The 25,297-nt window shown below is 69.2% G+C and carries 18 protein-coding genes and 1 tRNA gene; 11 read left to right on the top strand and 8 right to left on the bottom strand.

The window, feature by feature from the left end:
• Window positions 1-34 precede the first annotated feature (34 nt).
• Window positions 35-2,758, bottom strand: a complete 2,724-nt coding sequence (gene polA / locus OG447_RS16235) for a DNA polymerase I (RefSeq protein ID WP_266937264.1) — start codon at window positions 2,756-2,758, stop codon at window positions 35-37.
• A gap of 104 nt (window positions 2,759-2,862) precedes the next feature.
• On the opposite strand from polA, the gene OG447_RS16230 reads away from it, so the two are divergent.
• The 8 genes from OG447_RS16230 to OG447_RS16195 all read left to right on the top strand — a co-directional run bounded on the left by OG447_RS16230 (window position 2,863) and on the right by OG447_RS16195 (window position 12,572).
• Window positions 2,863-5,148 (top strand): FdhF/YdeP family oxidoreductase, encoded by a 2,286-nt coding sequence (locus OG447_RS16230; RefSeq protein ID WP_266937262.1) that lies wholly within the window; start codon window positions 2,863-2,865, stop codon window positions 5,146-5,148.
• 54 nt (window positions 5,149-5,202) lie between these two features.
• Window positions 5,203-5,679 carry a PaaI family thioesterase gene (locus tag OG447_RS16225; RefSeq protein ID WP_266937260.1) on the top strand — a complete coding sequence of 159 codons (477 nt, stop codon included), beginning with the start codon at window positions 5,203-5,205 and terminating at the stop codon, window positions 5,677-5,679.
• Between the two features lie 39 nt (window positions 5,680-5,718).
• Entirely contained in the window at window positions 5,719-6,150 is a 432-nt protein-coding gene (locus OG447_RS16220; protein ID WP_266937258.1) for a hypothetical protein, read from the top strand.
• Window positions 6,151-6,792: 642 nt separating this feature from the next.
• Window positions 6,793-8,022 (top strand): branched-chain amino acid ABC transporter substrate-binding protein, encoded by a 1,230-nt coding sequence (locus OG447_RS16215; RefSeq protein WP_266937256.1) that lies wholly within the window; start codon window positions 6,793-6,795, stop codon window positions 8,020-8,022.
• Window positions 8,023-8,146: 124 nt separating this feature from the next.
• Window positions 8,147-9,076, top strand: a complete 930-nt coding sequence (locus tag OG447_RS16210; protein WP_266937254.1) for a branched-chain amino acid ABC transporter permease — start codon at window positions 8,147-8,149, stop codon at window positions 9,074-9,076.
• Window positions 9,077-9,081: 5 nt separating this feature from the next.
• Window positions 9,082-10,899, top strand: a complete 1,818-nt coding sequence (locus OG447_RS16205) for a branched-chain amino acid ABC transporter permease (RefSeq protein WP_266937252.1) — start codon at window positions 9,082-9,084, stop codon at window positions 10,897-10,899.
• Between the two features lie 3 nt (window positions 10,900-10,902).
• On the top strand, window positions 10,903-11,859 hold the full coding sequence (locus OG447_RS16200) for an ABC transporter ATP-binding protein (RefSeq protein WP_266937250.1): 957 nt from the start codon (window positions 10,903-10,905) through the stop codon (window positions 11,857-11,859).
• Window positions 11,856-12,572, top strand: coding sequence for an ABC transporter ATP-binding protein (locus tag OG447_RS16195; protein WP_266937248.1), 717 nt, complete (start codon window positions 11,856-11,858; stop codon window positions 12,570-12,572). Before OG447_RS16200 ends, OG447_RS16195 begins: the two co-directional genes overlap by 4 nt.
• A 74-nt stretch (window positions 12,573-12,646) precedes the next feature.
• Here the strand turns inward: OG447_RS16195 and OG447_RS16190 are convergent, their stop codons facing one another.
• Window positions 12,647-13,273: an ANTAR domain-containing response regulator gene (locus OG447_RS16190; protein ID WP_266938901.1), complete on the bottom strand. Its 627-nt coding sequence runs from the start codon at window positions 13,271-13,273 to the stop codon at window positions 12,647-12,649.
• Between the two features lie 120 nt (window positions 13,274-13,393).
• Between OG447_RS16190 and OG447_RS16185 the strand changes: the two genes are divergently transcribed.
• Both OG447_RS16185 and OG447_RS16180 read left to right on the top strand, forming a co-directional pair.
• Window positions 13,394-13,477 (top strand) — tRNA-Leu (locus OG447_RS16185).
• Window positions 13,478-13,562: 85 nt separating this feature from the next.
• Window positions 13,563-14,342, top strand: coding sequence for a helix-turn-helix domain-containing protein (locus OG447_RS16180; protein ID WP_266937247.1), 780 nt, complete (start codon window positions 13,563-13,565; stop codon window positions 14,340-14,342).
• Here OG447_RS16180 and OG447_RS16175 read toward each other — a convergent pair.
• The 3 genes from OG447_RS16175 to OG447_RS16165 all read right to left on the bottom strand — a co-directional run bounded on the left by OG447_RS16175 (window position 14,339) and on the right by OG447_RS16165 (window position 17,174).
• Window positions 14,339-14,794 (bottom strand): MarR family transcriptional regulator, encoded by a 456-nt coding sequence (locus OG447_RS16175; protein WP_266937245.1) that lies wholly within the window; start codon window positions 14,792-14,794, stop codon window positions 14,339-14,341. The genes OG447_RS16180 and OG447_RS16175 overlap by 4 nt on opposite strands.
• 104 nt (window positions 14,795-14,898) lie before the next feature.
• Window positions 14,899-16,326, bottom strand: coding sequence for a pyruvate kinase (gene pyk / locus OG447_RS16170; RefSeq protein WP_266937243.1), 1,428 nt, complete (start codon window positions 16,324-16,326; stop codon window positions 14,899-14,901).
• A gap of 146 nt (window positions 16,327-16,472) precedes the next feature.
• A complete protein-coding gene (locus OG447_RS16165; RefSeq protein ID WP_266937242.1) occupies window positions 16,473-17,174 on the bottom strand; it encodes an SIMPL domain-containing protein in 702 nt (233 codons plus the stop codon).
• Window positions 17,175-17,315: 141 nt separating this feature from the next.
• Here OG447_RS16165 and OG447_RS16160 point away from each other — a divergent pair, with 141 nt between their 5' ends.
• Entirely contained in the window at window positions 17,316-19,103 is a 1,788-nt protein-coding gene (locus tag OG447_RS16160; protein ID WP_266937241.1) for a bifunctional UDP-sugar hydrolase/5'-nucleotidase, read from the top strand.
• 5 nt (window positions 19,104-19,108) lie between these two features.
• Here OG447_RS16160 and OG447_RS16155 read toward each other — a convergent pair whose 3' ends face one another.
• The 3 genes from OG447_RS16155 to pepN form a co-directional block, all read right to left on the bottom strand.
• A complete protein-coding gene (locus OG447_RS16155; RefSeq protein WP_266937240.1) occupies window positions 19,109-20,518 on the bottom strand; it encodes a lysine N(6)-hydroxylase/L-ornithine N(5)-oxygenase family protein in 1,410 nt (469 codons plus the stop codon).
• Entirely contained in the window at window positions 20,515-21,891 is a 1,377-nt protein-coding gene (locus OG447_RS16150) for an aminotransferase class V-fold PLP-dependent enzyme (protein ID WP_266937238.1), read from the bottom strand. The genes OG447_RS16155 and OG447_RS16150 overlap by 4 nt, the downstream gene beginning before the upstream one ends.
• A gap of 679 nt (window positions 21,892-22,570) precedes the next feature.
• Window positions 22,571-25,147 carry an aminopeptidase N gene (gene pepN / locus OG447_RS16145; RefSeq protein WP_266937236.1) on the bottom strand — a complete coding sequence of 859 codons (2,577 nt, stop codon included), beginning with the start codon at window positions 25,145-25,147 and terminating at the stop codon, window positions 22,571-22,573.
• Window positions 25,148-25,297 lie beyond the last annotated feature (150 nt).

Below are 25,297 nucleotides of genomic sequence, written 5' to 3'. Positions count from 1 at the left end.
CGGGCGTTCGCGCGCGGTCACAGCACCAGGCGGGTCAGTGCGCGGCGGACTCCCAGTCGGCGCCGACGCCCACCGACACGTCCAGCGGGGCCCGGAGGTCGACGGCGGCGCCCATTTCGCGGCGCACCAGCTCCTCCACCTTCTTCCGCTCGCCCGGGGCGATCTCCAGCACGATTTCGTCGTGGACCTGGAGCAGCATCCGCGACTTCAGCCCGGCCGCCGCGATCGCCTGGTCCACGCGCAGCATCGCGACCTTGACGATGTCGGCCGCCGTGCCCTGGATCGGGGCGTTCAGCGCCATCCGCTCGGCGGCCTCGCGACGCTGGCGGTTGTCGCTGTTGAGGTCCGGCAGGTAGCGGCGGCGGCCGAAGACCGTCGCCGTGTACCCGGTGGCCCGGGCCTCGTCGACGACGCGCTGGAGGTACTCCCGCACCCCGCCGAACCGCTCGAAGAAGGTCTCCATCAGGCCGCGCGCCTCGGCGGGCTCGATGTTCAGCTGCTGGGCGAGACCGAAGGCGGACAGCCCGTACGCGAGCCCGTACGACATGGCCTTGATCTTGCGGCGCATCTCGGCGTCGACCTGGGACCGCTCCACCCCGAACACCTGGGAGGCGACGGTGGTGTGCAGGTCCTCGCCGGTCGCGAAGGCCTCGATGAGGCCCTCGTCCTCGGAGAGGTGCGCCATCACGCGCAGCTCGATCTGGCTGTAGTCGGCGGTCATCAGGGACTCGAAGCCCTCGCCGACGACGAAGCCGCGGCGGATGGCCCGGCCCTCGTCGGTGCGCACCGGCACGTTCTGCAGGTTGGGGTCGGTGGAGGACAGCCGGCCCGTCGCGGCGACGGTCTGGCTGAAGCTGGTGTGCACGCGGCCGTCGGCGGCGACGGTCTTGACCAGGCCCTCCACGGTGACGCGCAGCTTGGCCTGCTCCCGGTGCCGCAGCATGATCACCGGCAGTTCGTGGTCGGTCTGCGTGGCCAGCCAGGCCAGCGCGTCCGCGTCCGTGGTGTACCCGGTCTTCGTCTTCTTCGTCTTCGGCAGGTCCAGCTCGCCGAAGAAGACCTCCTGGAGCTGCTTGGGCGAGCCGAGGTTGAACTCGTGGCCGACCGCCTCGTGCGCCTCCTTCACCGCCTGCTGCACGGCGCCCGCGAACTGCTGCTCCATGGCCTCCAGGTGATCGCGGTCGGCGGCGATGCCGGAACGCTCTATCCGCGCCAGCAGCTCGGAGGTGGGCAGCTCCATGTCGTGGAGCAGCTCGGCCGCGCCCACCTCGGCGAGCTTGCCGGTGAAGGCCTCGCCCAGGTCCAGGACGGCGCGGGCCTGCCCCATCAGCGCCTCCGCCTCGGCCGTGTCGTCGGCCCCGAAGGCCAGCTGACCGTCAGCGGCGGCCGGCGCCAGCTCCCGGTGCAGGTACTCGTTGGACAGCACGTCCAGGGCGAAGGAGCGGCGGCCCGGCTTGACCAGGTACGCGGCGAGCGCGGTGTCCATGGTGACGCCCGCGAGGGTCCAGCCGTGCTCCGGGAAGACCCGCATCAGGCCCTTGGCGTTGTGCACGACCTTCGGCTTCGCCGGGTCGGCGGCCCAGGCGGCGAAGGCCCGCTCGTCGGCCTCGTCCAGCCCGGACGGCTCGAACCAGGCGGCCGGACCCGTCGCGGCGGCCAGCGCGATCTCGCTGACGTTGCCCTGGCCCAGCGCCCAGCTGTCGACGGTGGACACGCCCAGCGGTCCGCCGGCGTTCGCCTGGAGCCACGGCGCCAGCTCGCCCGCGCCCAGCACGGAGCCGTCCAGCTCCACACCCGCCGCGACCGGAGCCGGAGCCTCGGCCTCGTCCGCGCCCGGGTCCACCGCCAGCAGCCGCTCGCGCAGCGAGGCGTTGCGGATCTCCAGCACATCCAGGACCCCGGTCACGGCGGACCGGTCGTACGCGGTACGCGCCAGGTCGGCGGGCGTCCGGGGCAGCTCGACGTCCTTGACCATCTCGGTCAGGACCCGGTTGAGCTTGACGGACTCCAGGTGGTCCCGGAAGTTCTGCCCGGCCTTGCCCTTGACCTCCTCGGCCCGCTCCACGAGCTCCTTGAACGAACCGAACTGGGTGATCCACTTGGCGGCCGTCTTCTCACCGACGCCCGGGATGCCCGGCAGGTTGTCGGACGGGTCGCCGCGCAGCGCCGCGAAGTCCGGGTACTGCTGGGGAGTGAGGCCGTACTTCTCCTCGACCTTCTCCGGCGTGAAACGGGTGAGCTCGGAGACGCCCTTCGTCGGATAGAGCACGGTGGTGTGCTCGGACACCAGCTGGAAGGAGTCCCGGTCACCGGTGACGATCAGGACGTCGAAGCCGAGAGCCTCCGCCTGCGTCGCCAGCGTCGCGATCACGTCGTCCGCCTCGAAGCCGTCGACCGCGAACCGCGGCACCCGCATCGCGTCGAGGAGCTCGCCGATCAGCTCGACCTGCCCCTTGAACTCGTCGGGGGTCTTGGAACGGTTCGCCTTGTACTCGGGGAACTCGGTCGAGCGCCACGTCTTGCGGGACACGTCGAACGCCACCGCGAAATGCGTGGGCGCCTCGTCGCGCAGCGTGTTCGCCAGCATCGACGCGAAGCCGTAGATGGCGTTCGTCGGCTGGCCCGTCGCCGTCGTGAAATTCTCCGCGGGCAGCGCGAAGAACGCCCGGTACGCCAGGGAGTGCCCGTCCATGAGCATCAGGCGGGGGCGGTCCGCTGCGGTCGTCTGGTCGGTCTTCTTCGATGCTGAATCTGCCACGCCCCCGATCCTAGGGGGCCCCGCCGACAAATCCCCCGTCGGCGATGTCCGCGGACCGTGACAGGATCGGATGAGTACGAAAACACTGCTCGAAGGGGAGCGACATGGCCGCCAAGCCGCCCGCAGGTGACCCGGTACAGGACGCGCCGCAGGTCGCGCCCCCTCAGCACGCGGCCGCCGGGCTGCCCGCCATCGGGCACACCCTGAAGGCCGCCCAGCAGCAGATGGGCCTGGTCCGCACCGCCCGTACCCTGCTCAAGGTCAACCAGAAGAACGGCTTCGACTGCCCCGGCTGCGCCTGGCCCGAGGGCGACAAGCGGCACACCGCCGAATTCTGCGAGAACGGCGCCAAGGCCGTCGCGGAGGAGGCCACGCTGCGCCGGGTCACCCCCGAGTTCTTCGCCGCGCACCCCCTGGCCGACCTGGCCACCCGCTCCGGCTACTGGCTGGGGCAGCAGGGCCGGATCACCGAGCCGATGCTCCTGGAACGAGGGGCCCTGCCCGAGGGCGCCGACCGGTACGAGGCCATCAGCTGGGAGCGGGCCTTCGCGATCATCGCCGAGGAGCTGACCGCCCTCGACTCCCCCGACGAGGCCGTCTTCTACACCTCGGGCCGCACCAGCAACGAGGCCGCGTTCCTCTTCCAGCTCTTCGTCCGCGAGTTCGGCACCAACAACCTGCCCGACTGCTCCAACATGTGCCACGAGTCCTCGGGCTCCGCACTGAACGAGACCATAGGCATCGGCAAGGGCAGCGTCTCCCTCGAAGACCTCCACCAGGCCGAACTGATCATCGTCGCCGGACAGAACCCGGGCACCAACCACCCCCGCATGCTCTCCGCCCTGGAGAAGGCCAAATCCGCCGGCGCGAAGATCATCTCGGTGAACCCGCTGCCCGAAGCCGGCATGGAACGGTTCAAGAACCCCCAGACCCCCCTCGGCATGCTCAAGGGCACCGCCCTCAACGACCTGTTCCTCCAGATCCGCATCGGCGGCGACCAGGCCCTCTTCCGCCTCCTGAACAAGCTCGTCATCGAGGCGGACGGCGCCACCGACGAGGAGTTCATCCGCGAACACACCCACGGCTACGAGGAGCTCGCGGCCGCCGCCAAGGAAGCCGACTGGGACGAGACCCTCACCGCCACCGGCCTGACCCGGCCCGAGATCGAACGCGCCCTGGCCATGATCCTCGCCTCGAAGCGCACCATCGTCTGCTGGGCCATGGGCCTCACCCAGCACAAGCACGCCGTCGCCACCATCCGCGAGGTCGTCAACCTCCTCCTGCTGCGCGGCGACATAGGCCGCCCCGGCGCCGGCGTCTGCCCGGTCCGCGGCCACTCCAACGTCCAGGGCGACCGCACCATGGGGATCTTCGAACGCCCCGCACCCGCCTTCCTCGACGCCCTCGACCGCGAATTCCGGATCACCTCACCGCGCCACCACGGCTTCGACGTGGTCCGCTCCATCCAGGCCCTGCGCGACGGCGAGGCCAAGGTCTTCTTCGCCATGGGCGGCAACTTCGTCGGAGCCACCCCCGACACCGAGGTCACCGAGGCCGCGATCCGCCGCGCCTCCCTGACCGTGCACGTCTCCACCAAACTCAACCGCTCCCACGCCGTCACCGGCCGGCGCGCCCTGATCCTGCCCACCCTCGGCCGCACCGACAAGGACGTCCAGGCCGGTGGCAAGCAGTTCGTGACCGTCGAGGACTCCATGGGCATGGTCCACGCCTCCCGCGGCAACCTCACCCCCGCCGGACCCCGCCTGCTCTCCGAACCCGCCATCGTGGCCCGCATGGCCCGTGCCGTCCTCGGAGAGGCCTCGAAGACCCCCTGGGAGGAGTTCGAGCGGGACTACGCCACCATCCGCGACCGGATCTCCCGCGTCGTCCCCGGCTTCGAGGACTTCAACGCCAAGGTGGCCCGCCCGGGCGGCTTCCAGCTCCCGCACGCCCCGCGCGACGAACGCCGCTTCCCCACCACGACCGGCAAGGCCAATTTCACCGCCGCGCCCGTGGAGTACCCGAAGGTCCCCGAGGGCCGGCTGCTCCTGCAGACCCTGCGCAGCCACGACCAGTACAACACCACCATCTACGGCCTCGACGACCGCTACCGCGGGATCACCGGCGGCCGCCGCGTCGTCATGGTCAACCCCGAGGACGCCGCCGAGCTGGGGCTCGCAGACGGCTCCTACACGGACCTCGTCAGCGAGTGGAAGGACGGCGTGGAACGACGCGCCCCCGGCTTCCGCGTCGTGCACTACCCGACCGCCCGCGGCTGCGCCGCCGCCTACTACCCCGAGACCAACGTCCTCGTCCCCCTCGACTCCACCGCGGACACCAGCAATACCCCGGCCAGCAAGTCCGTCGTCATCCGCTTCGAACCGGCCTGATAGAACGACCTCAGGACAAGATGGTTAACGAGCGTTGACGAACGGAGCCGGCCCATGGGCGAGCAGCACACAGTGAAGTTCCCGCAAGAAGTCCTCGACGAGTACGCGGCCCTGGGCATCGACCTGCCCTCGCTCTTCTCGGCGGGCCACCTCGGCGAGCGCATGGACATCAAGATCCTGGAGGCCTCGGCCGAACGCGTCGTGGCCACCATGCCCGTCGAGGGCAACACCCAGCCCTACGGACTGCTCCACGGCGGCGCCTCCGCCGTACTGGCCGAAACCCTCGGCTCGGTCGGCTCCATGCTCCACGGCGGCATCACCAAGATCGCCGTCGGCGTCGACCTGAACTGCACCCACCACCGCGGCGCCCGCTCCGGCCTGGTCACCGGCATCGCCACCCCCGTACACCGCGGCCGCTCCACCGCCACCTACGAGATCGTGATCACCGACGAGCAGGGCCGCCGCGTCTGCACCGCCCGACTGACCTGCCTGCTGCGCGACGCAGACCCGCAACACCCCGGCAACGCCTGACCGTTGTGCCTTCCCCGGCGCCGGTCTAGCGTTCCCCGCATGGGATCGGGACCGGCGCCGCGGAGCGCCCGCACGGCAGGCGCGGCAGCAGCCCTCACCACCGCGCTCGCCCTCGGCATCACCACACTCACCCTCGGCTGCTCCCCCGGCGCCGCCCGGGCCCCCGCCACCGGCCCGCCCGCCCCCGCCCCGCACACCACCTCCTCCGAGGAACTGTGCGTCAGCCTGCTCACCCACTGGAGCGGCGTCCTCCTCGACGCCGAACCCGGCCAGGACCCCGTAGGCCGCGACTACCAGGCCATGGGACTCTCCGGCGACCAGTACGACATCCTGCGCGCCGTCGTCGCCTCCGCCCGCACCGAAACGCAGACCAGGGGCCGGGACGCCGGACGCGACCTCGCCGACCGCCAGATCCGCCTGCGCTGCGCCGAGCGCCACCGCGGCGGCGACCCCACCGGCAGCCCATGGTGACGAGGACCACTCACCCTCCGTGTCGGCGCACCCGCCGGCCCATGGATCACCGCCCACCGGACACACACACCGAACGGACACGGACAGTGACATGTCGGCGACGCACACGCTCCGTTGCCAGTACAGGAGCGGTGCGTGGGACGGAGGAGCGATTCGGTCGACGAATGGGTGCATACGACACGGAATTCAGGGCTCCTATTTCCGGGGGTAACTCTGCGCAATGACCATCGAAAAGAAGGTCCCGGCTCCACTCCGGGTGACCGTTATACGGAGAACTCCTCAAGGCCCTGACCAGCGCTTGTCCCGGAGATCGAGACGCGGGGGCCCTGGAACCGTCAGGACCAAAACCCCCAAGAGTCCTGGAGAGTCAGGACTCAAACCCGCGGACAGTCCTGCCGCATCTCAGCATGCGGACAAGACGAACCGGCCGGAATTCCCCCGTTCCACCCCCGGAGATCCGCTATGTATTACGCCGTGGCATAACAAGAGAGTCACATCATTGGCCCGAGCCCTCCATATCGGCCTATCAGCCGCTTAGAGTCACGGCCAGTCACCGCGACCACCGGATTCCTTTCAGTTCGGTTCCCCGCGTTACGACTCGGCGCGTCCCACGGGGGACGCCGTGCCTGGAAAGGACTGATCGTGCGTCATCGTTCCCTCATTGCCGTGACGGCCGCGCTTGCCGCTGGTGCCCTCACTCTCACCGCCTGTGGATCGCGCGACGACAAGGGCGGGAACGACGCCGGCGGCGGCGACACCACGGTCGTCATCGGCGTCGACTCCCCGACGACCGGCGACCTGTCGGCCCTCGGCCTCGGCATCCGCAACTCCGTCGACCTGGCTGTCCGCCAGGCCAACGAGAAGAAGTACGTCAAGGGCGTCACCTTCAAGCTCGAAGCCCTCGACGACCAGGCTCAGGCCTCGTCCGGCCAGCAGAACGCGACCAAGCTCGTCGCGAACAAGGACGTCCTCGGCGTCGTCGGCCCGCTGAACTCCTCGGTCTCCGAGTCCATGCAGAAGGTCTTCGACGACGCCAAGCTCGTCCAGATCTCCCCCGCCAACACCAGCCCCTCCCTCACCCAGGGCCCCAAGTGGGCCACCGGCGAGAAGGCGCGCACCTACAAGAGCTACTTCCGCACCGCCACCACGGACGCCATCCAGGGCCCGTTCGCGGCGCAGTACCTCTTCAACAAGGCCGGCAAGAAGAAGGTCTTCATCATTGATGACAAGAAGACCTACGGCGCAGGCCTCGCCGGCACCTTCAAGGGCGAGTTCACCAAGCTCGGCGGCTCCGTCGTCGGCGAGGGCCACATCGACCCGGAGAGCAAGGACTTCTCCGCCGTCGTGACCCAGGTCAAGAGCTCCGGCGCCGACGTCGTCTACTACGGCGGCGAGTACCCGGCAGCCGGCCCGCTCAGCAAGCAGATCAAGGCCTCCGGCACCAACATCCCGCTCGCCGGCGGCGACGGCATCAAGGACAAGAAGTACGTCGAGCTCGCCGGTGAAGGCGCCCAGGGCGACTTCAGCACCTCGGTCGGCGCCCCCGTCGAGACCCTGCCCTCCGCGCAGGAGTTCATCGCGAACTACAAGAAGGCCGGCTTCAAGGACGACTTCTCCGCCTACGGCGGCTACTCGTACGACTCGGCCTGGGCCATCATCGAGGCCATCAAGTCCGTCGTCGACGCCAACGGCGGCAAGCTCCCCACCGACGCCCGCGCCAAGGTCCTCGACGCCGTCCAGAAGGTCAACTTCGACGGAGTCACCGGCAAGGTCTCCTTCGACGAGTTCGGCGACGCCACCAACAAGCAGCTGACCGTCTACAAGGTCGAGGGCGACGACTTCAAGACCGTCGAGTCCGGCACCCTCAGCTGACCTCCCACCCGCTAGCCGGCCCCCCGGCCACCCGCTAGCACCTCACCCCTCTCTGCCGCGCGGGGCGCGCACACAAAGCGCCCCGCGCGGTGTCACATCCGTCGAAAGACTCGGAGGACCTGCGGTGCACGAACTGCCGCAACAGCTGGTCAACGGCCTGCTACTGGGATCCATGTACGGGCTCGTCGCCATCGGCTACACGATGGTTTATGGCATTGTCCAGCTCATCAACTTCGCCCACGGCGAGATCTTCATGACCGGCGGCTTCGGCGCGCTCACGGTCTGGCTGATGCTCCCCGGCGGCACCACCATGTGGGTAGCCCTACCGCTCATGCTCATAGGCGCGGTCATAGTGGCCACCACCATCGCCGTCGGCGCGGAACGCTTCGCCTACCGCCCCCTGCGCAACGCACCACGCCTCGCCCCGCTCATCACCGCCATCGGCCTCTCCATCGCCCTCCAGCAGGCGGTATGGGCCTGGTACCCGGGCGCAACCAGCTCCATCATCTTCCCCGAGATCCCCGGCGGACCCTTCCACCTCGGCAACATCACCATCCAGACCGGTGACATCTTCCTGCTGATCGCCGCACCCGTCTCCATGGCCTTCCTCGGCTTCTTCGTCAAGAAGACCCGCACCGGCCGCGGCATGCAGGCCACCGCCCAGGACCCCGACACCGCCAAGCTCATGGGTGTCAACACCGACCGCATCATCACCACCGCGTTCGCCCTCGGCGCCCTCTTCGCCGCCATCGGAGCCGTCGCCTACGGCCTCAAGTACGGCGAAGTCAACTTCAAGATGGGCTTCCTCCTCGGACTCAAGGCCTTCACCGCCGCCGTCCTCGGAGGCATCGGCAACATCTACGGCGCCATGGTCGGCGGCCTCGTCCTCGGCCTCGCCGAGACCCTCACCACGGTCTACGTCGACGACATCCCCGGCCTCCAGCAGCTCGGCGGCCAGTCCTGGGGCAACACCTGGGCGTTCGTACTTCTCATCCTCGTGCTCCTCTTCCGGCCACAAGGCCTGTTGGGCCAGCGCGTGTCGGACAGGGTGTGACCTCCATGACGACCATCACCGCGGACCTCGCGAAGACCCCCACCGCCCCGGAGAAGGGCTTCATCGCCCTCCCCGAGAAGACCGCCCGCGCCCTGGCCACCGGCGGCGGCGCCCTCACCGTCCTCTCCGCCTTCCTCGCCTGGACCTGGACCTCCGCCTTCCCCGGCGACCTCACCGTCTACGGCTACCCCGGCGGCCTCCAGTGGCTCGCCCTCATCGGCGGCGCCCTCACCACCCTCTTCGGCCTCGCCTCCTACGGAGTCAAGGGCCTCGGCTGGCTCACCCCCGCCGGCGCCGACGCAGCGATCAAGCTCTCCGCCCTCGCCGCGTTCGCCGTCACCTGGTACACCGTCATCGCCATCGTGGTGAAGCTCGGCGCGATCGTCGACCTCGAACCCGGCGCCGGCGTAGCCGCCATCGTCACCCTCCTCGCCGTCATCGGAGCCCTCGCACTCCCCTTCAAGCGCCCCACGCTCGAAGGACCCGACCCCGACGACAACGACTGGGACAAGTTCAAGCACGAAGCCGGCAACACCTGGACCACCGTCAAGGCAGCCTTCGCCTCCGGCCCCATCACCCCCGCGAAGGTCCTCCCCGCCTGGACCGAAATCCTCCTGATCGCAGCCGTCCTCGGCCTCGCGCTCACCGTCTTCACCTACGGCATCACCACGGCCTACCAGGAACTCTTCATCGGCTTCCTGATCACCACCGGCTTCGGCGCCGCAGCACTCAACAAGGCAGGCCTCATGGCCCGCCTCACCACCCTCACCGCCCGCCACCGCAACGTCGCCCTCGTCGGCGCCTTCGCCGCCGCGGCCGCCTTCCCCCTCACCCAGACCGACGACCAGTACGCGAGCCTCGGGGTCAACATCCTGATCTTCGCCACCGTCGCCCTCGGCCTGAACATCGTCGTCGGCCTCACCGGCCTCCTCGACCTCGGCTACGTCGCCTTCCTCGGCGTCGGCGCCTACACCGCGGCCCTCGTCTCCGGCTCCCCCAACTCGCCCTTCGGCGTACAGCTGCCCTTCTGGGCCGCACTGCTCGCCGGCGCAGCCGCATCCATGATCTTCGGCGTCCTCATCGGCGCCCCGACCCTGCGACTGCGCGGCGACTACCTCGCCATCGTGACGCTCGGCTTCGGAGAGATCTTCCGCATCTCCATGAACAACCTCGACGGCGTCTCCGGCCCCGACGTCACCAACGGCCCCAACGGCGTCGCCAACATCCCGAACATCAACCTCTTCGGGTTCGACTTCGGAGCCGCACACACCTTCGCCGGATTCACCATCGGCCGCTTCGCGAACTACTTCCTGCTGATGCTGGCGATCACCCTCATCGTGGTCCTCGTCTTCCGCCGAAGCGCCGAATCCCGCATCGGCCGCGCCTGGGTCGCCATCCGCGAAGACGAAACCGCCGCCGAAGCCATGGGCATCAACGGCTTCCGCGTCAAACTCATCGCCTTCGCCCTCGGCGCCACCCTCGCCGGCCTCGCCGGCGTCGTCCAGGCACACGTCCAGTACACGGTCACCCCCGACCAGTACCAGTTCGCCAACGCCGTACCCCCGAACTCCGCGTTCCTGCTCGCCGCGGTAGTCCTCGGCGGCATGGGCACCATCTCAGGACCCCTCGTCGGCGGATCACTGCTCTTCCTGATCCCCAACAAGCTCCAGTTCCTGGGCGAATACCAGCTCCTCGTCTTCGGCTTCGCCCTCATCATCCTGATGCGACTGCGCCCCGAAGGCCTCATCCCCAACCGGCGCAACCAGCTCGAACTCCACGAGCAGGCTGCCGCTCCTACAGTCCTCGGCAAGGCAGGGGTCTGACCCATGACGACCACCACCACCGCCCCCACCACGGCGGAGACCGTCCTCGACGCACGTGGCGTCACGATGCGCTTCGGCGGCCTCACCGCCGTCAAGAACGTCGACCTCACCGTGCGCAGCGGCGAGATCGTCGGCCTCATCGGCCCCAACGGCGCCGGCAAGACGACCTTCTTCAACTGCCTCACCGGCCTCTACATCCCCACCGAGGGTGAAGTCCGGTACAAGGACACCGTCCTCCCGCCCAAGTCCTACAAGGTGACCGCCGCCGGCGTCGCCCGCACCTTCCAGAACATCCGTCTCTTCAACAACATGACGGTCCTGGAAAACGTGCTCGTCGGCCGCCACACCCGCACGAAGCAGGGCCTGTGGTCCTCCCTCCTGCGCCTGCCCGTCTTCCACCGGGAGGAAGCCGCCAGCCGCGAGCGGGCCATGGAACTCCTGGAGTTCATCGGCCTCGAGCACAAGGCCGACCACCTCGCCCGGAACCTCCCCTACGGCGAACAGCGCAAGCTCGAAATCGCCCGCGCACTCGCCAGCGACCCCGGCCTCATCCTCCTGGACGAGCCCACCGCCGGCATGAACCCGCAGGAGACCCGAGCCACCGAAGAACTCATCTTCGCCATCCGGGACCAGGGCATCGCCGTCCTCGTCATCGAGCACGACATGCGCTTCATCTTCAACCTCTGCGACCGCGTCGCCTGCCTCGTCCAGGGCGAAAAGCTCATCGAAGGCACCGCCAGCGAGGTCCAGGGCGACGAACGCGTCATCGCCGCCTACCTCGGCGAACCCTTCGAAGGCGCCCCCGGCGCCGAAGAAGCCGCCGCGGTCGAAGCCGCCGAGGCCGCCGCCGCAGCCGAGGTCGAAGCCGAGGTCGAAGCCGAGGTCGAAGCCGCCGAGGCAGAGGCCGCCGAAGCGCAGAGCACCACCAGCACCACCAGCACGGACGGAGAGGCCAAGTGACCGCACTCCTTGAGGTCGAAGACCTCCGCGTCGCCTACGGCAAGATCGAAGCCGTCAAGGGCATCTCGTTCAGCGTCGACGCCGGTCAGATCGTCACCCTCATCGGCACCAACGGCGCGGGCAAGACCACCACCCTGCGGACCCTCTCCGGCCTGATCAAACCGCGCGGCGGCCAGATCAAGTTCATGGGCAAGTCGCTCAAGAAGATCCCCGCGCACGACATCGTCGCGCTCGGACTCGCCCACTCCCCCGAGGGGCGGCACATCTTCCCGCGCATGTCCATCGAGGACAACCTCCTCCTCGGCGCCTTCCTCCGCAAGGACAAGGAAGGCATCCAGCAGGACGTCCAGCGCGCCTACGAGCTCTTCCCCATCCTGGGAGAACGCCGCAAGCAGGCCGCAGGCACCCTCTCCGGCGGCGAACAGCAGATGCTCGCCATGGGCCGCGCACTCATGTCCCGCCCCAAGCTGCTCATGCTCGACGAGCCCTCCATGGGCCTCTCCCCGATCATGATGCAGAAGATCATGGCGACCATCGCAGAGCTCAAGGCCCAGGGCACGACCATCCTCCTGGTCGAGCAGAACGCCCAGGCCGCGCTCTCCCTGGCCGACCAGGGCCACGTCATGGAGATCGGCAACGTCGTCCTCTCCGGCCCCGGCCGCGAGCTCCTGGTCAACGAGGACGTCCGCAAGGCGTACCTCGGCGAGGACTGACACACCCCGCTCCACACACACGTGAGGCCCGCCTCCCCTCGGGGGGAGGCGGGCCTCACGTACGTTCGGGGCCGTCAGTCCTTGGCCGCGTTCTTCTTCTCCTCGGCGTCCTCGATGACCGCCTCCGCCACCTGCTGCATCGACATGCGGCGGTCCATCGAGGTCTTCTGGATCCACCGGAAGGCGGCCGGCTCGGTCAGCCCGTACTGGGTCTGGAGCACGCTCTTCGCCCGGTCCACCAGCTTGCGGGTCTCCAGACGCTGGGAGAGGTCCTCGACCTCCTTCTCCAGCGCCCGCAGCTCCGCGAACCGCGACACCGCCATCTCGATGGCCGGCACGACGTCGCTCTTGCTGAACGGCTTCACCAGGTACGCCATGGCCCCGGCGTCACGGGCCCGCTCGACCAGGTCGCGCTGCGAGAACGCGGTCAGCATGAGCACGGGGGCGATGGACTCCTCCGCGATCTTCTCGGCCGCCGAGATCCCGTCCAGCACGGGCATCTTCACGTCGAGGATCACCAGGTCGGGCCGGTGCTCACGCGCCAGCTCCACGGCCGTCTGCCCGTCCCCGGCCTCGCCGACGACGGAGTACCCCTCCTCCTCCAGCATCTCTTTCAGGTCCAGGCGGATGAGCGCCTCGTCCTCGGCGATGACGACCCGGGTCGTCAGCGGCGGAACGTGCGACTGGTCGGCGTCGGGCATGGGCGTCGACTCGTGCTCGGCGGTCACGGGGGCTCCTCTTTGCGGGGCTCTGCTGCTTGTATGAGCCTACCTAGCAGCGGAGCCACATGGTCACCCGGTACACTCCCACAAGCAGCTCCAGCCGGGTTGGCGCAACTGGTTGACGCGGAGGTCTCAAACACCTCTGTCCGAAAGGACGTGTGGGTTCGAATCCCATACCCGGCACAGCATCGATGAGCGGACGTTCACCTTCGCGTGAACGTTCGCTTTTTGCTGCGTAGGGCCACCTTCCGTCACGCACAGTGGCCTCATGGAGTTTCACAGCCTCGAAGTACGACAGGCAGCCATCACCCTGCTGCGCGATGGTGCACGGAACGCGGAGGTGGCCCGGCGCCTGAACGTGCCACTCGGCACGATCAGCTACTGGAAGCACGTGGACCGCAGGAAACGCGGCGAGGCGGTCTCGATACGCCCCTCCCTTCTCTGCCCACGATGCGACCAGCGAGGTCTCGACGTTGTCGCCTACGCGTACCTCTTGGGCCTTTACCTGGGCGACGGCCACATCAGTCACTACGCCAAGCACAAGGTGCCGAGCCTAATGATCACGCTCGACAATGCATGGCCCGGGATCCAAGACGCGGCGGAAGCTGCTCTCCAAGCCGTGTTCCCTCACAATGCGACCTGCCGCGTCCGAACCGTTGGCGCCCAGAACATCAAGGTCTACTTCAAGCACCTCCCCTGCCTGTTTCCACAGCATGGCCCCGGCCGCAAACACGAGCGGCGCATCATCCTTGAGGACTGGCAGCAACAGATCGTCGACGCCCACCCCTGGGAGTTCATCCGGGGGCTGATCCACTCCGACGGGTGCCGGATCATCAACTGGACCGTCCGCAACGGCAAGCGCTACGAGTACCCGCGGTACTTCTTCACCAACAAGTCCGACGACATCCGTCGGCTCTGTACCGACACGCTCACCAAGGTCGGCGTCGAGTGGACGGTCCTGGCGCGGGGCAGTGACCCCTTCAACGTGTCCATCGCCCGGCGGGCGTCCGTCGCGCTCCTGGACGCTCACATCGGGGCGAAGTACTAGGGGAGGTCGCCGTTGCCGCCGAGGTTGGCGACCAGGCGGCGGAGGGTGTCGATGGTGGCCGCGTAGGCCGCGTCGTCGATGCCCTCGCGCATGCGGGCGTGGACCTCCGCGTTGCGGGCGTGGGCGCGCAGGCGGCCTGCTTCGCCGGCGTCGGTGAGGGTCAGGGTGCCGTCGGTTTCGGTGAGCCAGCCGCGGGCGGTGAGGTCGTCGTAGAGGGCCTCGAAGTCGGTGTGCTGGTCGTCGTAGGGGGCCAGCTTCGCGGTCAGGGTGGTACGGGTCCAGTGGCCGGAGGTGCCCGCGACGTGGTTGAGGGTCCACCAGTGGGGCTGGGTGAGGTCTTCTTCGGCGAGGGCGGTGCGGATGGCGCCGATGGCCAGGTTGGCGGTTTCGCGGCTCCAGTATCCGATGGGCTGGGCGGCGAGTTGGGCCTGGGTGTATTCCTTGATCGTCATGATGCGAGCGTAGGACCTCGACTTTGGTTGAGGTCAAGGAGTTCCCGGGGGCGTACCGCGTCGGGCTGTGCGGTGGTGCCCGACGCGGTGGGTGGGGTCGGCGGCTAGCGGACGGCGTCGCCGATGCGGTGGACGCGGACGAGGTTGGTGGAGCCGCTGACGCCGGGGGGTGAGCCGGCGGTGATGACGACTACGTCGCCGGTGACGCAGCGGCCGATGCGCAGGAGTTCTTCTTCGACCTGGGCGACCATGGCGTCGGTGGAGTCGACGTGGGGGCCGAGGAAGGTTTCGACGCCCCAGGTGAGGGTGAGTTGGGAGCGGGTGGCGGGGTCGGGGGTGAAGGCGAGGAGGGGGATGGGTGAGCGGTAGCGGGAGAGTCGGCGGACGGTGTCGCCGCTCTGGGTGAAGGCGACGAGGAATTTGGCGTCGAGGAAGTCGCCCATTTCGGCGGCTGCGCGGGCGACGGCTCCGCCTTGGGTGCGGGGCTTGTTGCGGTCGGTGAGTGGGGGGAGGCCCTTGGCGAGGATGTCCTCTTCGGCCGCTTCCACGATGCGGGACATGGTCCGGACCGTCTCGACGGGGTATTTGCCGACGCTGGTTTCGCCGGAGAGCATGACGGCGTCGGTGCCGTCGATGACGGCGTTGGCGACGTCGGAGGCTTCTGCGCGGGTGGGGCGGGAGTTTTCGATCATCGAGTCGAGCATCTGGGTGGCGACGATGACGGGTTTGGCGTTGCGCTTGGCGAGTTTGACGGCGCGCTTTTGGACGATGGGGACTTGTTCCAGGGGCATTTCGACGCCGAGGTCGCCGCGGGCGACCATGATGCCGTCGAAGGCGGCGACGATGGCGTCGATGTTCTCGACGGCCTGGGGTTTTTCGATCTTGGCGATGACGGGGAGGCGGCGGCCTTCTTCGTCCATGATGCGGTGGACGTCTTCGATGTCGTGGCCGCTGCGGACGAAGGAGAGGGCGATGACGTCGGCGCCGGTGCGCAGGGCCCAGCGGAGGTCTTCGATGTCTTTTTCGGAGAGGGCGGGGACGGAGACGGCGACGCCGGGGAGGTTGAGTCCCTTGTGGTCGGAGACCATGCCGCCTTCGATGACGGTGGTGCGGACGTGGGGGCCGTCTACTGCGGTGACTTCGAGGGTGACGCGGCCGTCGTCTACGAGGATGCGTTCGCCGGTGGTGACGTCGGTGGCGAGTCCTTTGTAGGTGGTGCCGCAGGTGTGGCGGTCGCCTTCGTGGTCTTCGACGGTGATGGTGAACTCGTCGCCGCGTTCAAGGAGTACGGGGCCTTCGCGGAAGCGGCCGAGGCGGATCTTCGGGCCTTGAAGGTCGGCGAGGATGCCGACGCTGCGGCCGGTCTCGTCGGAGGCCTTGCGTACGCGCTGGTAGCGCTCCTCGTGTTCGGCGTAGGTGCCGTGGCTGAGGTTGAGGCGGGCGATGTCCATTCCGGCTTCGACCAGTGCTTTGATCTGGTCGTATGAGTCGGTGGCGGGGCCCAGGGTACATACGATTTTCGCTCGGCGCATAAGGCGAGCGTATGCCCCTACCAGGCAGTAGGAAATTGGTTCCGGGTGTCCACTCAACAACCTTTGTGCAAAAGCTTGTTGACAACTGTTGAATGTGCATGGGGGTGCTCTGATGAGCACCCCCGGGGGTGCGGCTGGACGTGGTTTCAGAGCTGTGGAGGGGTCATCGTGAAGCGGGCGTTCACCTGGGCGTAGACGGTCTGGCGTTGCGGTTCGAGGTCGAGGGGCGGGGCTGTGGTGTCTTCGGTGGTACTGAAGGCCATGGTGCGCATTCCGGAGCCTGGGGCGGACTGGAAGGGGGCGGCGTTCTCGGCGCCGAGGTCGGCGAGTTCGACGAGGGCGGCGAGTTGGGCGCCGAGGGCTTCGGCGTATTCGCGGGCGCGTTGGACGGCTTCGTGTACGGCTTGGCGGCGGGCTTCGCCGTGGGCGGGGGAGGTGGGGCGCAGGGCCCACCAGGGGCCGTCGACCTGGGTGAGTTCGAGGTCGGCGAGGCGGGTGGTGAGTTCGCCCAGGGTGGTGAAGTCGTTGAGTTCGGCGGTGATGTGCACGCGGCCGTGGTAGGCGCGGATGCGTTCGCCGCGGCCGTGGCGGGTGAGTTCGGGGCTGATGGAGAAGGCGCCGGTTTCGAGTTTTTCGACGGGGTCGCCGTAGCTCTTGATGAGCTCGAGGGCGGTGTTGTTGCGGCGGGTGAGGTCTTCGAGGGCGGTGCGCCGGTCGGTGCCGCGGGCGTTGACGGTGATGCCGATGCGGGCGATCTCGGGGTCGACTTCGAGGCGGGCTTCGCCGCGGACGGCGACGCGGGGGACTTCGGGGGTTCCGTAGGGCTGGTGCGCTGCGTCCTGGGTCATGGTTTCACTCTCGCACTGTGGCCTGTGGGGGTGTGGTCATCGGATCGAAACGTGGTGGGGGTGTTGTCCCTTGTTACCGCTGGGTCAGAATCTACGCGCGCTGTCTACGCGCGTTGTCGAGGGCTCACAAAGGGAGATGGCATGGCGTTCGACCGCAGGGCTTTTCTGGGTACGACGGCTGCGACGGGTGCGGCGGTGGCGCTGACGGGGGCGGCGGGTGCTCCGGCTGCCGCGCATTCGGGGCGGCCGCGGACGTACTCGTTCACGGTGATGGGCACGACGGACCTGCACGGGAACGTCTTCAACTGGGATTACTTCACGGACCGGGAGTTCGACGACAAGGCGCACAACGATGTGGGTCTGGCGAAGATCTCGACGTTGGTGAATGAGGTGCGGGCGGCGAAGGGGCGGCGCAACACGCTGCTGATCGACGCGGGTGACACGATCCAGGGCACGCAGTTGTCGTACTACTACGCGAAGGTGGATCCGATCACGGCGCGGCGGGGTCCGGTGCATCCGATGGCGCAGGCGATGAACGCGATCGGGTACGACGCGGCGGCGTTGGGGAACCACGAGTTCAATTACGGGATTCCGGTGCTGCGGAAGTTCGAGGAGCAGTGCGAGTTCCCGTTGCTGGGGGCGAACGCGCTGGATGCGAAGACGTTGCGGCCGGCGTTCCCGCCGTACAGCGTGCACCGGCTGCGGACTCCGTTCGGGCGGGATGTGAAGGTGGCGGTGCTGGGGCTGACGAATCCGGGGATCGCGATCTGGGACAAGGCCAATGTGCAGGGGAAGATGACGTTCCCGGGTCTGGAGGAGCAGGCGGCGAAGTATGTGCCGCGGTTGCGTTCGATGGGTGCGGACGTGGTGATCGTGTCGGCGCACTCGGGGTCGAGCGGTACGTCTTCGTACGGGGACCAGTTGCCGTATGTGGAGAACGCGGCGGGGCTGGTGGCGGAGCAGGTTCCGGGGATCGACGCGATTCTGGTGGGGCACGCGCACACGGAGATTCCGGAGTACCGGGTCAAGAACAGGGCGACCGGCAAGGACGTGGTGTTGTCGGAGCCGCTCAAGTGGGGTCAGCGGCTGACGCTGTTCGACTTCGAGCTGGTGTGGGAGAAGGGCCGCTGGTCGGTGGTGAAGGTGGCGGCGAGCGTGCTGAACTCGAACACGGCGGCGGAGGACCCGAAGATCACGGGGTTGTTGTCGGACGAGCACCGCAAGGTGGTGGCGTACGTGAACCAGGTGATCGGTACGTCGACGGAGGCGATGTCGTCGGCGGAGGGTCCGGTGAAGGACGTGCCGGTGATCGATCTGATCAACCATGTGCAGGCGGAGACGGTGAAGGCGGCTCTGGCGGGTACCGAGTGGGCGGCGCTGCCGGTGGTGTCGCAGGCTTCGTGTTTCTCGCGGACGGCGGGGATACCGGCGGGGCAGGTGACGATCAGGGATGCGGCGGGTCTTTATCCGTTCGAGAACACGCTGGAGGCGCGGCTGCTGACGGGTGCGCAGCTGAAGGATTATCTGGAGTATTCGGCTCGGTACTTCGTCCGGACGGCTCCCGGTGAGGTGGTGGATCCGGCGAAGCTGACGAATTCCGAGGGGATTCCGGACTACAACTACGACGCGGTGTACGGGTTCGCGTACGACATCGACATCGCGCAGCCGGTGGGTTCGCGGATCGTGGGGTTGTCGTTCCTGGGGCAGCCGGTGGATCCGGCGGCGCGGTTCGTGCTGGCGGTGAACAACTACCGGGCCTCGGGGGGCGGGAACTTCCCGCATGTCCCGCAGGCCAGGCAGTTGTGGGCGGATTCGGATGAGATCCGCAACACGATCGTCTCGTGGGTGAAGGCGAAGGGGACGGTGGATCCGGCGCGGTTCGCTTCGGTGGACTGGCGGCTGACCCGGGGGTCCGTGCCGGTCTTCTAGACGGCTTAGGGGTGTTCGACCAGGGGGAGCAGTTCGCCTGCGGGTTGTGGGCGGGTGTGCTCCCTCTGTTCGAGGCCGAAGGTGGTGAAGGCGGTGCGGTGGGGCTGGGGGTAGGGCTCTTTTCCGGTGAGGGTGTTGAGGATGGCGGCGCTGCGCCAGGCTGCGAGGCCGAGGTCGGGGGCGCCGACGCCGTGGGTGTGGCGTTCGCCGTTCTGGACGAAGATGCTGCCGGTGACGGCGGGGTCGGTGATCATCCGGTAGTGGTCGTCGATGCGGGGGCGGCCGGAGGAGTCCTTGCGCAGGTAGGGGTCGAGTCCGGCGAGGAGGCTGCCGAGGGGGCGTTCGCGGTAGCCGGTGGCGAGGACGACGGCGTCGGTGGTGAGGCGGGAGCGGGTGCCCTGTTCCTGGTGTTCGAGGTGGAGTTCGACTTTGGTGGTGGCGACGCGGCCGGCGGTGCGGACGGTGACTCCGGGGGTGAGGACGGTGTCGGGCCAGCCTCCGTGGAGGGTGCGGCGGTAGAGCTCCTGGTGGATGGCGGCGATGGTGTCGGCGTCGATGCCTTTGTGGAGTTGCCACTGGGAGGGTACGAGGCGGTCGCGTACGGGTTCGGGGAGTGCGTGGAAGTAGCGGGTGTAGTCGGGGGTGAAGTGTTCGAGGCCGAGTTTGGAGTACTCCATGGGGGCGAAGGAGGGGGTCCGGGCGAGCCAGGTGAGGCGTTCGCGGCCGTCGGGGCGGGCGCGCAGGAGGTCGAGGAAGACTTCGGCGCCGGACTGGCCTGAGCCGATGACGGTGACGTGTTCGGCGCCGAGGATGCGTTGGCGGTTGTCGAGGTAGTCGGCGGAGTGGATGACGGGGACGGTGGGGGCTTCGGCGAGGGGGCGCAGGGGTTCGGGGATGTAGGGGGTGGTGCCGATGCCGAGGGCGAGGTGGTGGGTGTAGGTGCGGCCGAGGGCTTCGGCTTCGCCGTCGGTGTCGAGTTGGGTGAAGTCGACTTCGAAGAGGTCGCGTTCGGGGTTCCAGCGGACGGCGTCGACCTGGTGGCCGAAGTGGAGTCCGGGGATGCGGCCGGCGACCCAGCGGCAGTAGGCGTCGTATTCGGCGCGGTGGATGTGGAACTGCTCGGCGAAGTAGAAGGGGAAGAGCCGTTCCTTGTGCTTGAGGTAGTTGAGGAAGCTCCAGGGGCTGGTGGGGTCGGCGAGGGTGACGAGGTCGGCGAGGAAGGGGACTTGGAGGGTGGCTCCTTCGATGAGGAGTCCGGGGTGCCAGCGGAAGTCGCGGCGCTGGTCGTAGAAGGCGGTGGCGAGTTCGCCTGTTCCTTGGTGCGGGAGGCCGTGGGCGAGGGCCGCGAGGGACAGGTTGAAGGGGCCGATGCCGATTCCGACGAGGTCGTGGGGTGCATCGAGCTGGGCGGTCATCGGTGGGTGCTGCCTTCCAGGAGGGCGATGAGGGTGTCCAGGTCCCCCGCCGTGGTGTGGGGGTTGAGGAGGGTGGCTTTGAGCCAGAGGCGGCCGGCGGTGTGGGTGCGGCCGAGGACTGCGCGGCCCTCGTGGAGGAGGGTGCGGCGCAGGGCGGCGACCTGGGTGTCGTCGGCGTCGGTGGGCCGGAAGAGCACGGTGCTGATGGTGGGCGCCGAGTGGAGCTCGAAGCGGGGGTGGGCGTCGAGGAGTCGTGCGAGGTGGTCGGCGAGGTCGACGGTGTGGTCGATGAGCTGGGCGAGGCCGTCGCGGCCGAGTGAGCGGAGGGTGGCTGCGATCTTGAAGGCGTCGGGGCGTCGGGTGGTGCGCAGGGAGCGGCCGAGGAGGTCGGGCAGGCCTGCTTCGGTGTCGTCGGTGGCGTTGAGGTAGTCGGCCTGGTGGGCGAGGGGGGCGAGCAGGGCGGTGTCGGGGACGGTGAGGAGTCCGGCGGCGACGGGCTGCCAGCCGAGTTTGTGCAGGTCGACGGTGATGGAGCGGGCGCGGTGGAGTCCGGCGAGTTTGTGGCGGTGGCGGGGGCTGAGGGTGAGGAGGCCTCCGTAGGCGGCGTCGATGTGGAGGTCGGCGCCGTGGTGGTCGCAGAGGTCGGCGATGGGGTGGAGGGGGTCGATGAGTCCGGCGTCGGTGGTGCCGGCGGTGGCGGTGACGAGGACGGGGCCGGGGGTGGTGGCCAGGGCCTGGGCGAGGTCGGCGGGGTCGAGGGTGCCGGTGGGGGTGGGCAGGGCGATGGCCGGGGGGAGGCCGAGGAGCCAGGCGGCGCGGGGGATGGAGTGGTGGGCTGCTGCTCCGTGGATGACGGTGAGGTGGGGGCCGTGGCGTTCGCGGGCGAGGAGCAGGGCGAGTTGGTTGGCTTCGGTGCCGCCGGTGGTGACGAGGGCGTCGGGGTGGGGGGCGTGGGGGTGGAACTCGGCGGCGAGGGTGCGGGTGAGGAGGTGTTCGAGGGCGGAGGCGGCGGGGGCCTGGTCCCAGGAGTCGAGGGACGGGTTGAGGGCGCTGGCGGCGAGGTCTGCGGCGGTGGCGACGGCGAGGGGTGGGCTGTGGAGGTGGGCCGCGCAGAGGGGTTCGGCGGGGTCGGCGGCGCCGGCGGCCATGGTGTGGACGAGGGTGCGCAGGGCTTCGTGGTCGCCGGTTCCTCGGGCGGGCAGTACGTCGCCCAGTGCGGCCTGGACGCGGGCGGCTTGGGTGTCGGGGCCGCCGGCGGGGATGGGGCCGCCGCGTTCCTGGGCTCCGCTGTGCAGGGCTTCGAGGACGGTGTCGAGCAGTGGCCGCAGGGCGTGGGGGCCGGTGGAGCCGCCGGCTAGCGGGGACGGTGTCATCGGAGTCCTCCGGAGGCGGGTTCGGCGCTGCCGTTGGGGTGGCTGGGGCGGGGCACCCGGCCGGTACAACGATCCGACCCGAATGGGGTAACCGCCGGGGTTTGTCCGGGCTCACCGTTTGCCCTGCGGGCGGCTCGGCCGTCGCTGCGCGTACGAGCCCGGTTGCGCCGTGCCCCTGGGGCTCCGCCCCGGACCCCGCGCCTCAAACGCCGGCGGGGCTGGATTTGGCCCTGCCTTCGCCCCTGGGGCTTCGCCTCTGGCGGGGTGGGTTCGGCTGCGCCGGGCCTGGTCGGTGGGGTCGGTCCGCGGGGCCGCTCCGGGTTGTCTCCTCGGCTCGCGCACTGAGCCCGATCTGACGTCCTCGGCCTGGGTTGCGCGCTCGTCCTGCGGGGACAACCCTGCGCGTCCCCACTCCCCTCCACCCCGGCTTCCGCTTCCGGAGCCCGGGCGTGGGGCGGGGTCGCGCAGGAGAGTCCCCGCAGGACGAGCGCGCAACCCAGGCCGGGCTTTCGTAGCCGGGGCTCAGTGCGCGAGCCGAGGAGACGCTCCGGAGCGGCACCGACCCACACCCCGCCAAGCCCCCGCCAGGGCCAAGGCCAAACCCAGCCCCGCCGGCGATTGAGGCGCGGGGTCCGGGGCAGAGCCCCGTGCAACGGCGCCGCAGAGGCCCCCGGAACTGCTAAGCCCCCCGCAGGGGCAGCGCTCGGGCCAGGTCCGCGAGTTGGTCGTCGAGCTTGCGGCGCAGCGTCGGGAGGATGTCCGGGTCGGCGAGGCAGGCGCGGCCTGCCTGGAGGTTGGCCTCGTCGATGGCGTACGCGGGGAACGCCCAGCGGCCGGCGGCCTCTCCGATGGCCGGGCCGCGGCGGGCGGCGAGGGCGACGGCTTCGGGGTAGTAGCGCGACACGTAGTCCCGTACGAGTTCGGTCTGTTCGGGCTGCCAGAAGCCTTGGGCGACGGCGGTGAACAGGTAGTTGGAGAGGCTGTCGTCGTGGAAGAGGCGCTGCCAGGCGGCTGTCTTGGCCTGGGCGGTGGGGAGGGCGGCGCGGCAGCGGGCGGCGCCTTCCTCTCCGGTGGCGCTGGGGTCGGCGGTGAGGGCGGCTTCGATGTCGCTCTCTCCGACGGCGCCGAGGACGCTGAGGCGGGCGAGGATGCGCCAGCGCAGCTCGGGGTCGAGTTCGGGGCCTCCGGGGACGGTGTCGTCGGCGAGCCAGGCGGCGAGGGTGTCGGGCTGGGTGGCGCTGTCGATGGCGGTGCGTACGGCGGCGAGCCGCAGGCCGGGGTCGGAGCCGTCTTCGGTGCGGCGCAGGAGGGCGCGGGCGATGGAGGTGATGGTGGAGAGGGTGGCGTTGCGGTTCTCGGGGAGGACGTAGCGGTCGGCGATCTGGGTGCGGGCGAAGGAGAGGACGCCTTGGACGACGGCCAGGTCGTCTTCTGCGGGCAGGTGTGCGCCGGCGGTGGTGAGGTAGTCCTGCGGGTCGAGTTCGCCGTCGCGGACCATGTCGCGCAGGGAGTTCCAGACGACGGCTCGGGTGAGCGGGTCGGGGATGCCGGAGAGGTTGCGCAGGACGGTTTCGACGGAGGTGTCGTCGAGCCGGACCTTGGCGTAGGTGAAGTCGCCGTCGTTGAGGACGAGGAGTGCGGGGCGGGGGCCGCCGACGGAGACGATTTCGTCGGAGGGGACGTCGAGGTCGAGGAGTTCGCGCAGTTCCAGGACGCGGCCGTCGGCGGGGTCGTGGTCGTAGACGCCGGCTGCGATGCGGTGGGGGCGGGTGCCGCGGTGGTCGACGGTGAGGGTCCAGCCGGGGGTGTCGTCGGTGCTCACGTGGATCTTGGGGGTGAGGGTGTCGATGCCGGTGGTGCGCAGCCAGATGTCGGCCCAGGCGTGGACGTCGCGTTCGGTGTGGGCGGCGAGGGAGTCGACGAAGTCGGCGAGTGAGGCGTTGGCGAACTTGTGGCGGGTGAAGTGGGTGTTGATGCCGGCCAGGAAGTCCTTCTCGCCGAGCCAGGCGACGAGCTGGCGCAGGACGGAGGCGCCCTTGGCGTAGGAGATGCCGTCGAAGTTGAGGAGGGCGGAGGCGGTGTCGGGGACGTCTTCGGGGGCGGGGGCGACGGGGTGGGTGGAGGGGCGCTGGTCGGCGTCGTAGCCCCAGGACTTGCGGGCGACGCCGAACTCGGTCCAGGTGCCGGTGAAGCGGGTGGCTTCGGCGAGGGTCTGGTAGCCCATGTATTCGGCGAAGGACTCGTTGAGCCAGATGTCGTCGAACCAGCGCATGGTGACGAGGTCGCCGAACCACATGTGGGCCATTTCGTGGGCGATGACCATGGCGCGGTGCTGGCGTTCGGTGTCGGTGACGGCGGAGCGGTAGATGAACTCGTCGCGGAAGGTGACGAGGCCGGGGTTCTCCATGGCGCCGGAGTTGAATTCGGGGACGAAGGCCTGGTCGTAGGAGTCGAAGGGGTAGGGCTCGGTGAACTTCTGCTGGTAGCGGTCGAAGCAGTCCTTGGTGACGGAGAGGATCTCTTCGGCGTCGTCGTCCAGGTGGGGGGCGAGGGACTGGCGGCAGTGGATGCCGAAGGGCAGGCCGGCGTGTCGGGTGGTCACGCTGTGCCAGGGGCCTGCGGCGACGGCGGCGAGGTAGGTGGGGATGGGGGGTGTGGCGGCGGACCGCCACACGGCGGCCGCGCCGTCCGTGCCGGCTGCGGCGCCCGTAGCGCCCGTGCTGCCCGTGCCGCCCGTACTGCCCGTGCTGCCTGTGTCGTCGACGCGTGTGGTGATGCCGTTGGCGAGGACGGTCCAGTGTGCGGGGGCGGTGACGGTGAACTCGAAGACGGCCTTCAGGTCGGGCTGGTCGAAGGCGGGGAAGACCCGTTGGACGTCGTCGAGGAACATCTGGCTGTAGACGTACGTGTGCCCGTCCGCGGGGTCGGTGAAGCGGTGCAGGCCCTCGCCGGTGCGGGAGTAGCGCATGCGGGTGTCGGCGCGCAGTTCGTGGGGGCCTTCGGCCAGCCCGGTGAGGGGGAGGCGGTTGCCGGTGAGGGTGGCGGGGTCGAGGGGGTGGCCGTCGAGCGTGACGGAGCGCAGTTCGTCCGGTTTCAGCTCCAGGAAGGTGTCACCGGCCGCGCGGGCGCTGAAGCGGATGACGGTGGTGGAGTCGAAGGTTTCGTCGTCGCCGGTGAGGTCGAGGGTGACGGCGTAGTGGTGGACTTCGAGGAGCTGGGCTCGGTGCTGCGCTTCGTTGCGCGTCAGTGCGGACATGGGCCCATGCTGCCGCAAGGGGCGGCCGGTCCCCCAGTGGGTGTGATCGAGATCGTCTCTTGCTGATCCTGTCGGTCTAGCCCGCGTTGTACTGGACGTACTCGGGCGCTCCGGCAACGCGGCGAGGCGCCGTGCCGGGCGGCGCGACCC

Origin of the sequence: Streptomyces sp. NBC_01408, assembly GCF_026340255.1 — a bacterium.
Taxonomy (GTDB): domain Bacteria; phylum Actinomycetota; class Actinomycetes; order Streptomycetales; family Streptomycetaceae; genus Streptomyces.
This window is presented reverse-complemented; position numbering and strand designations above follow the sequence as displayed.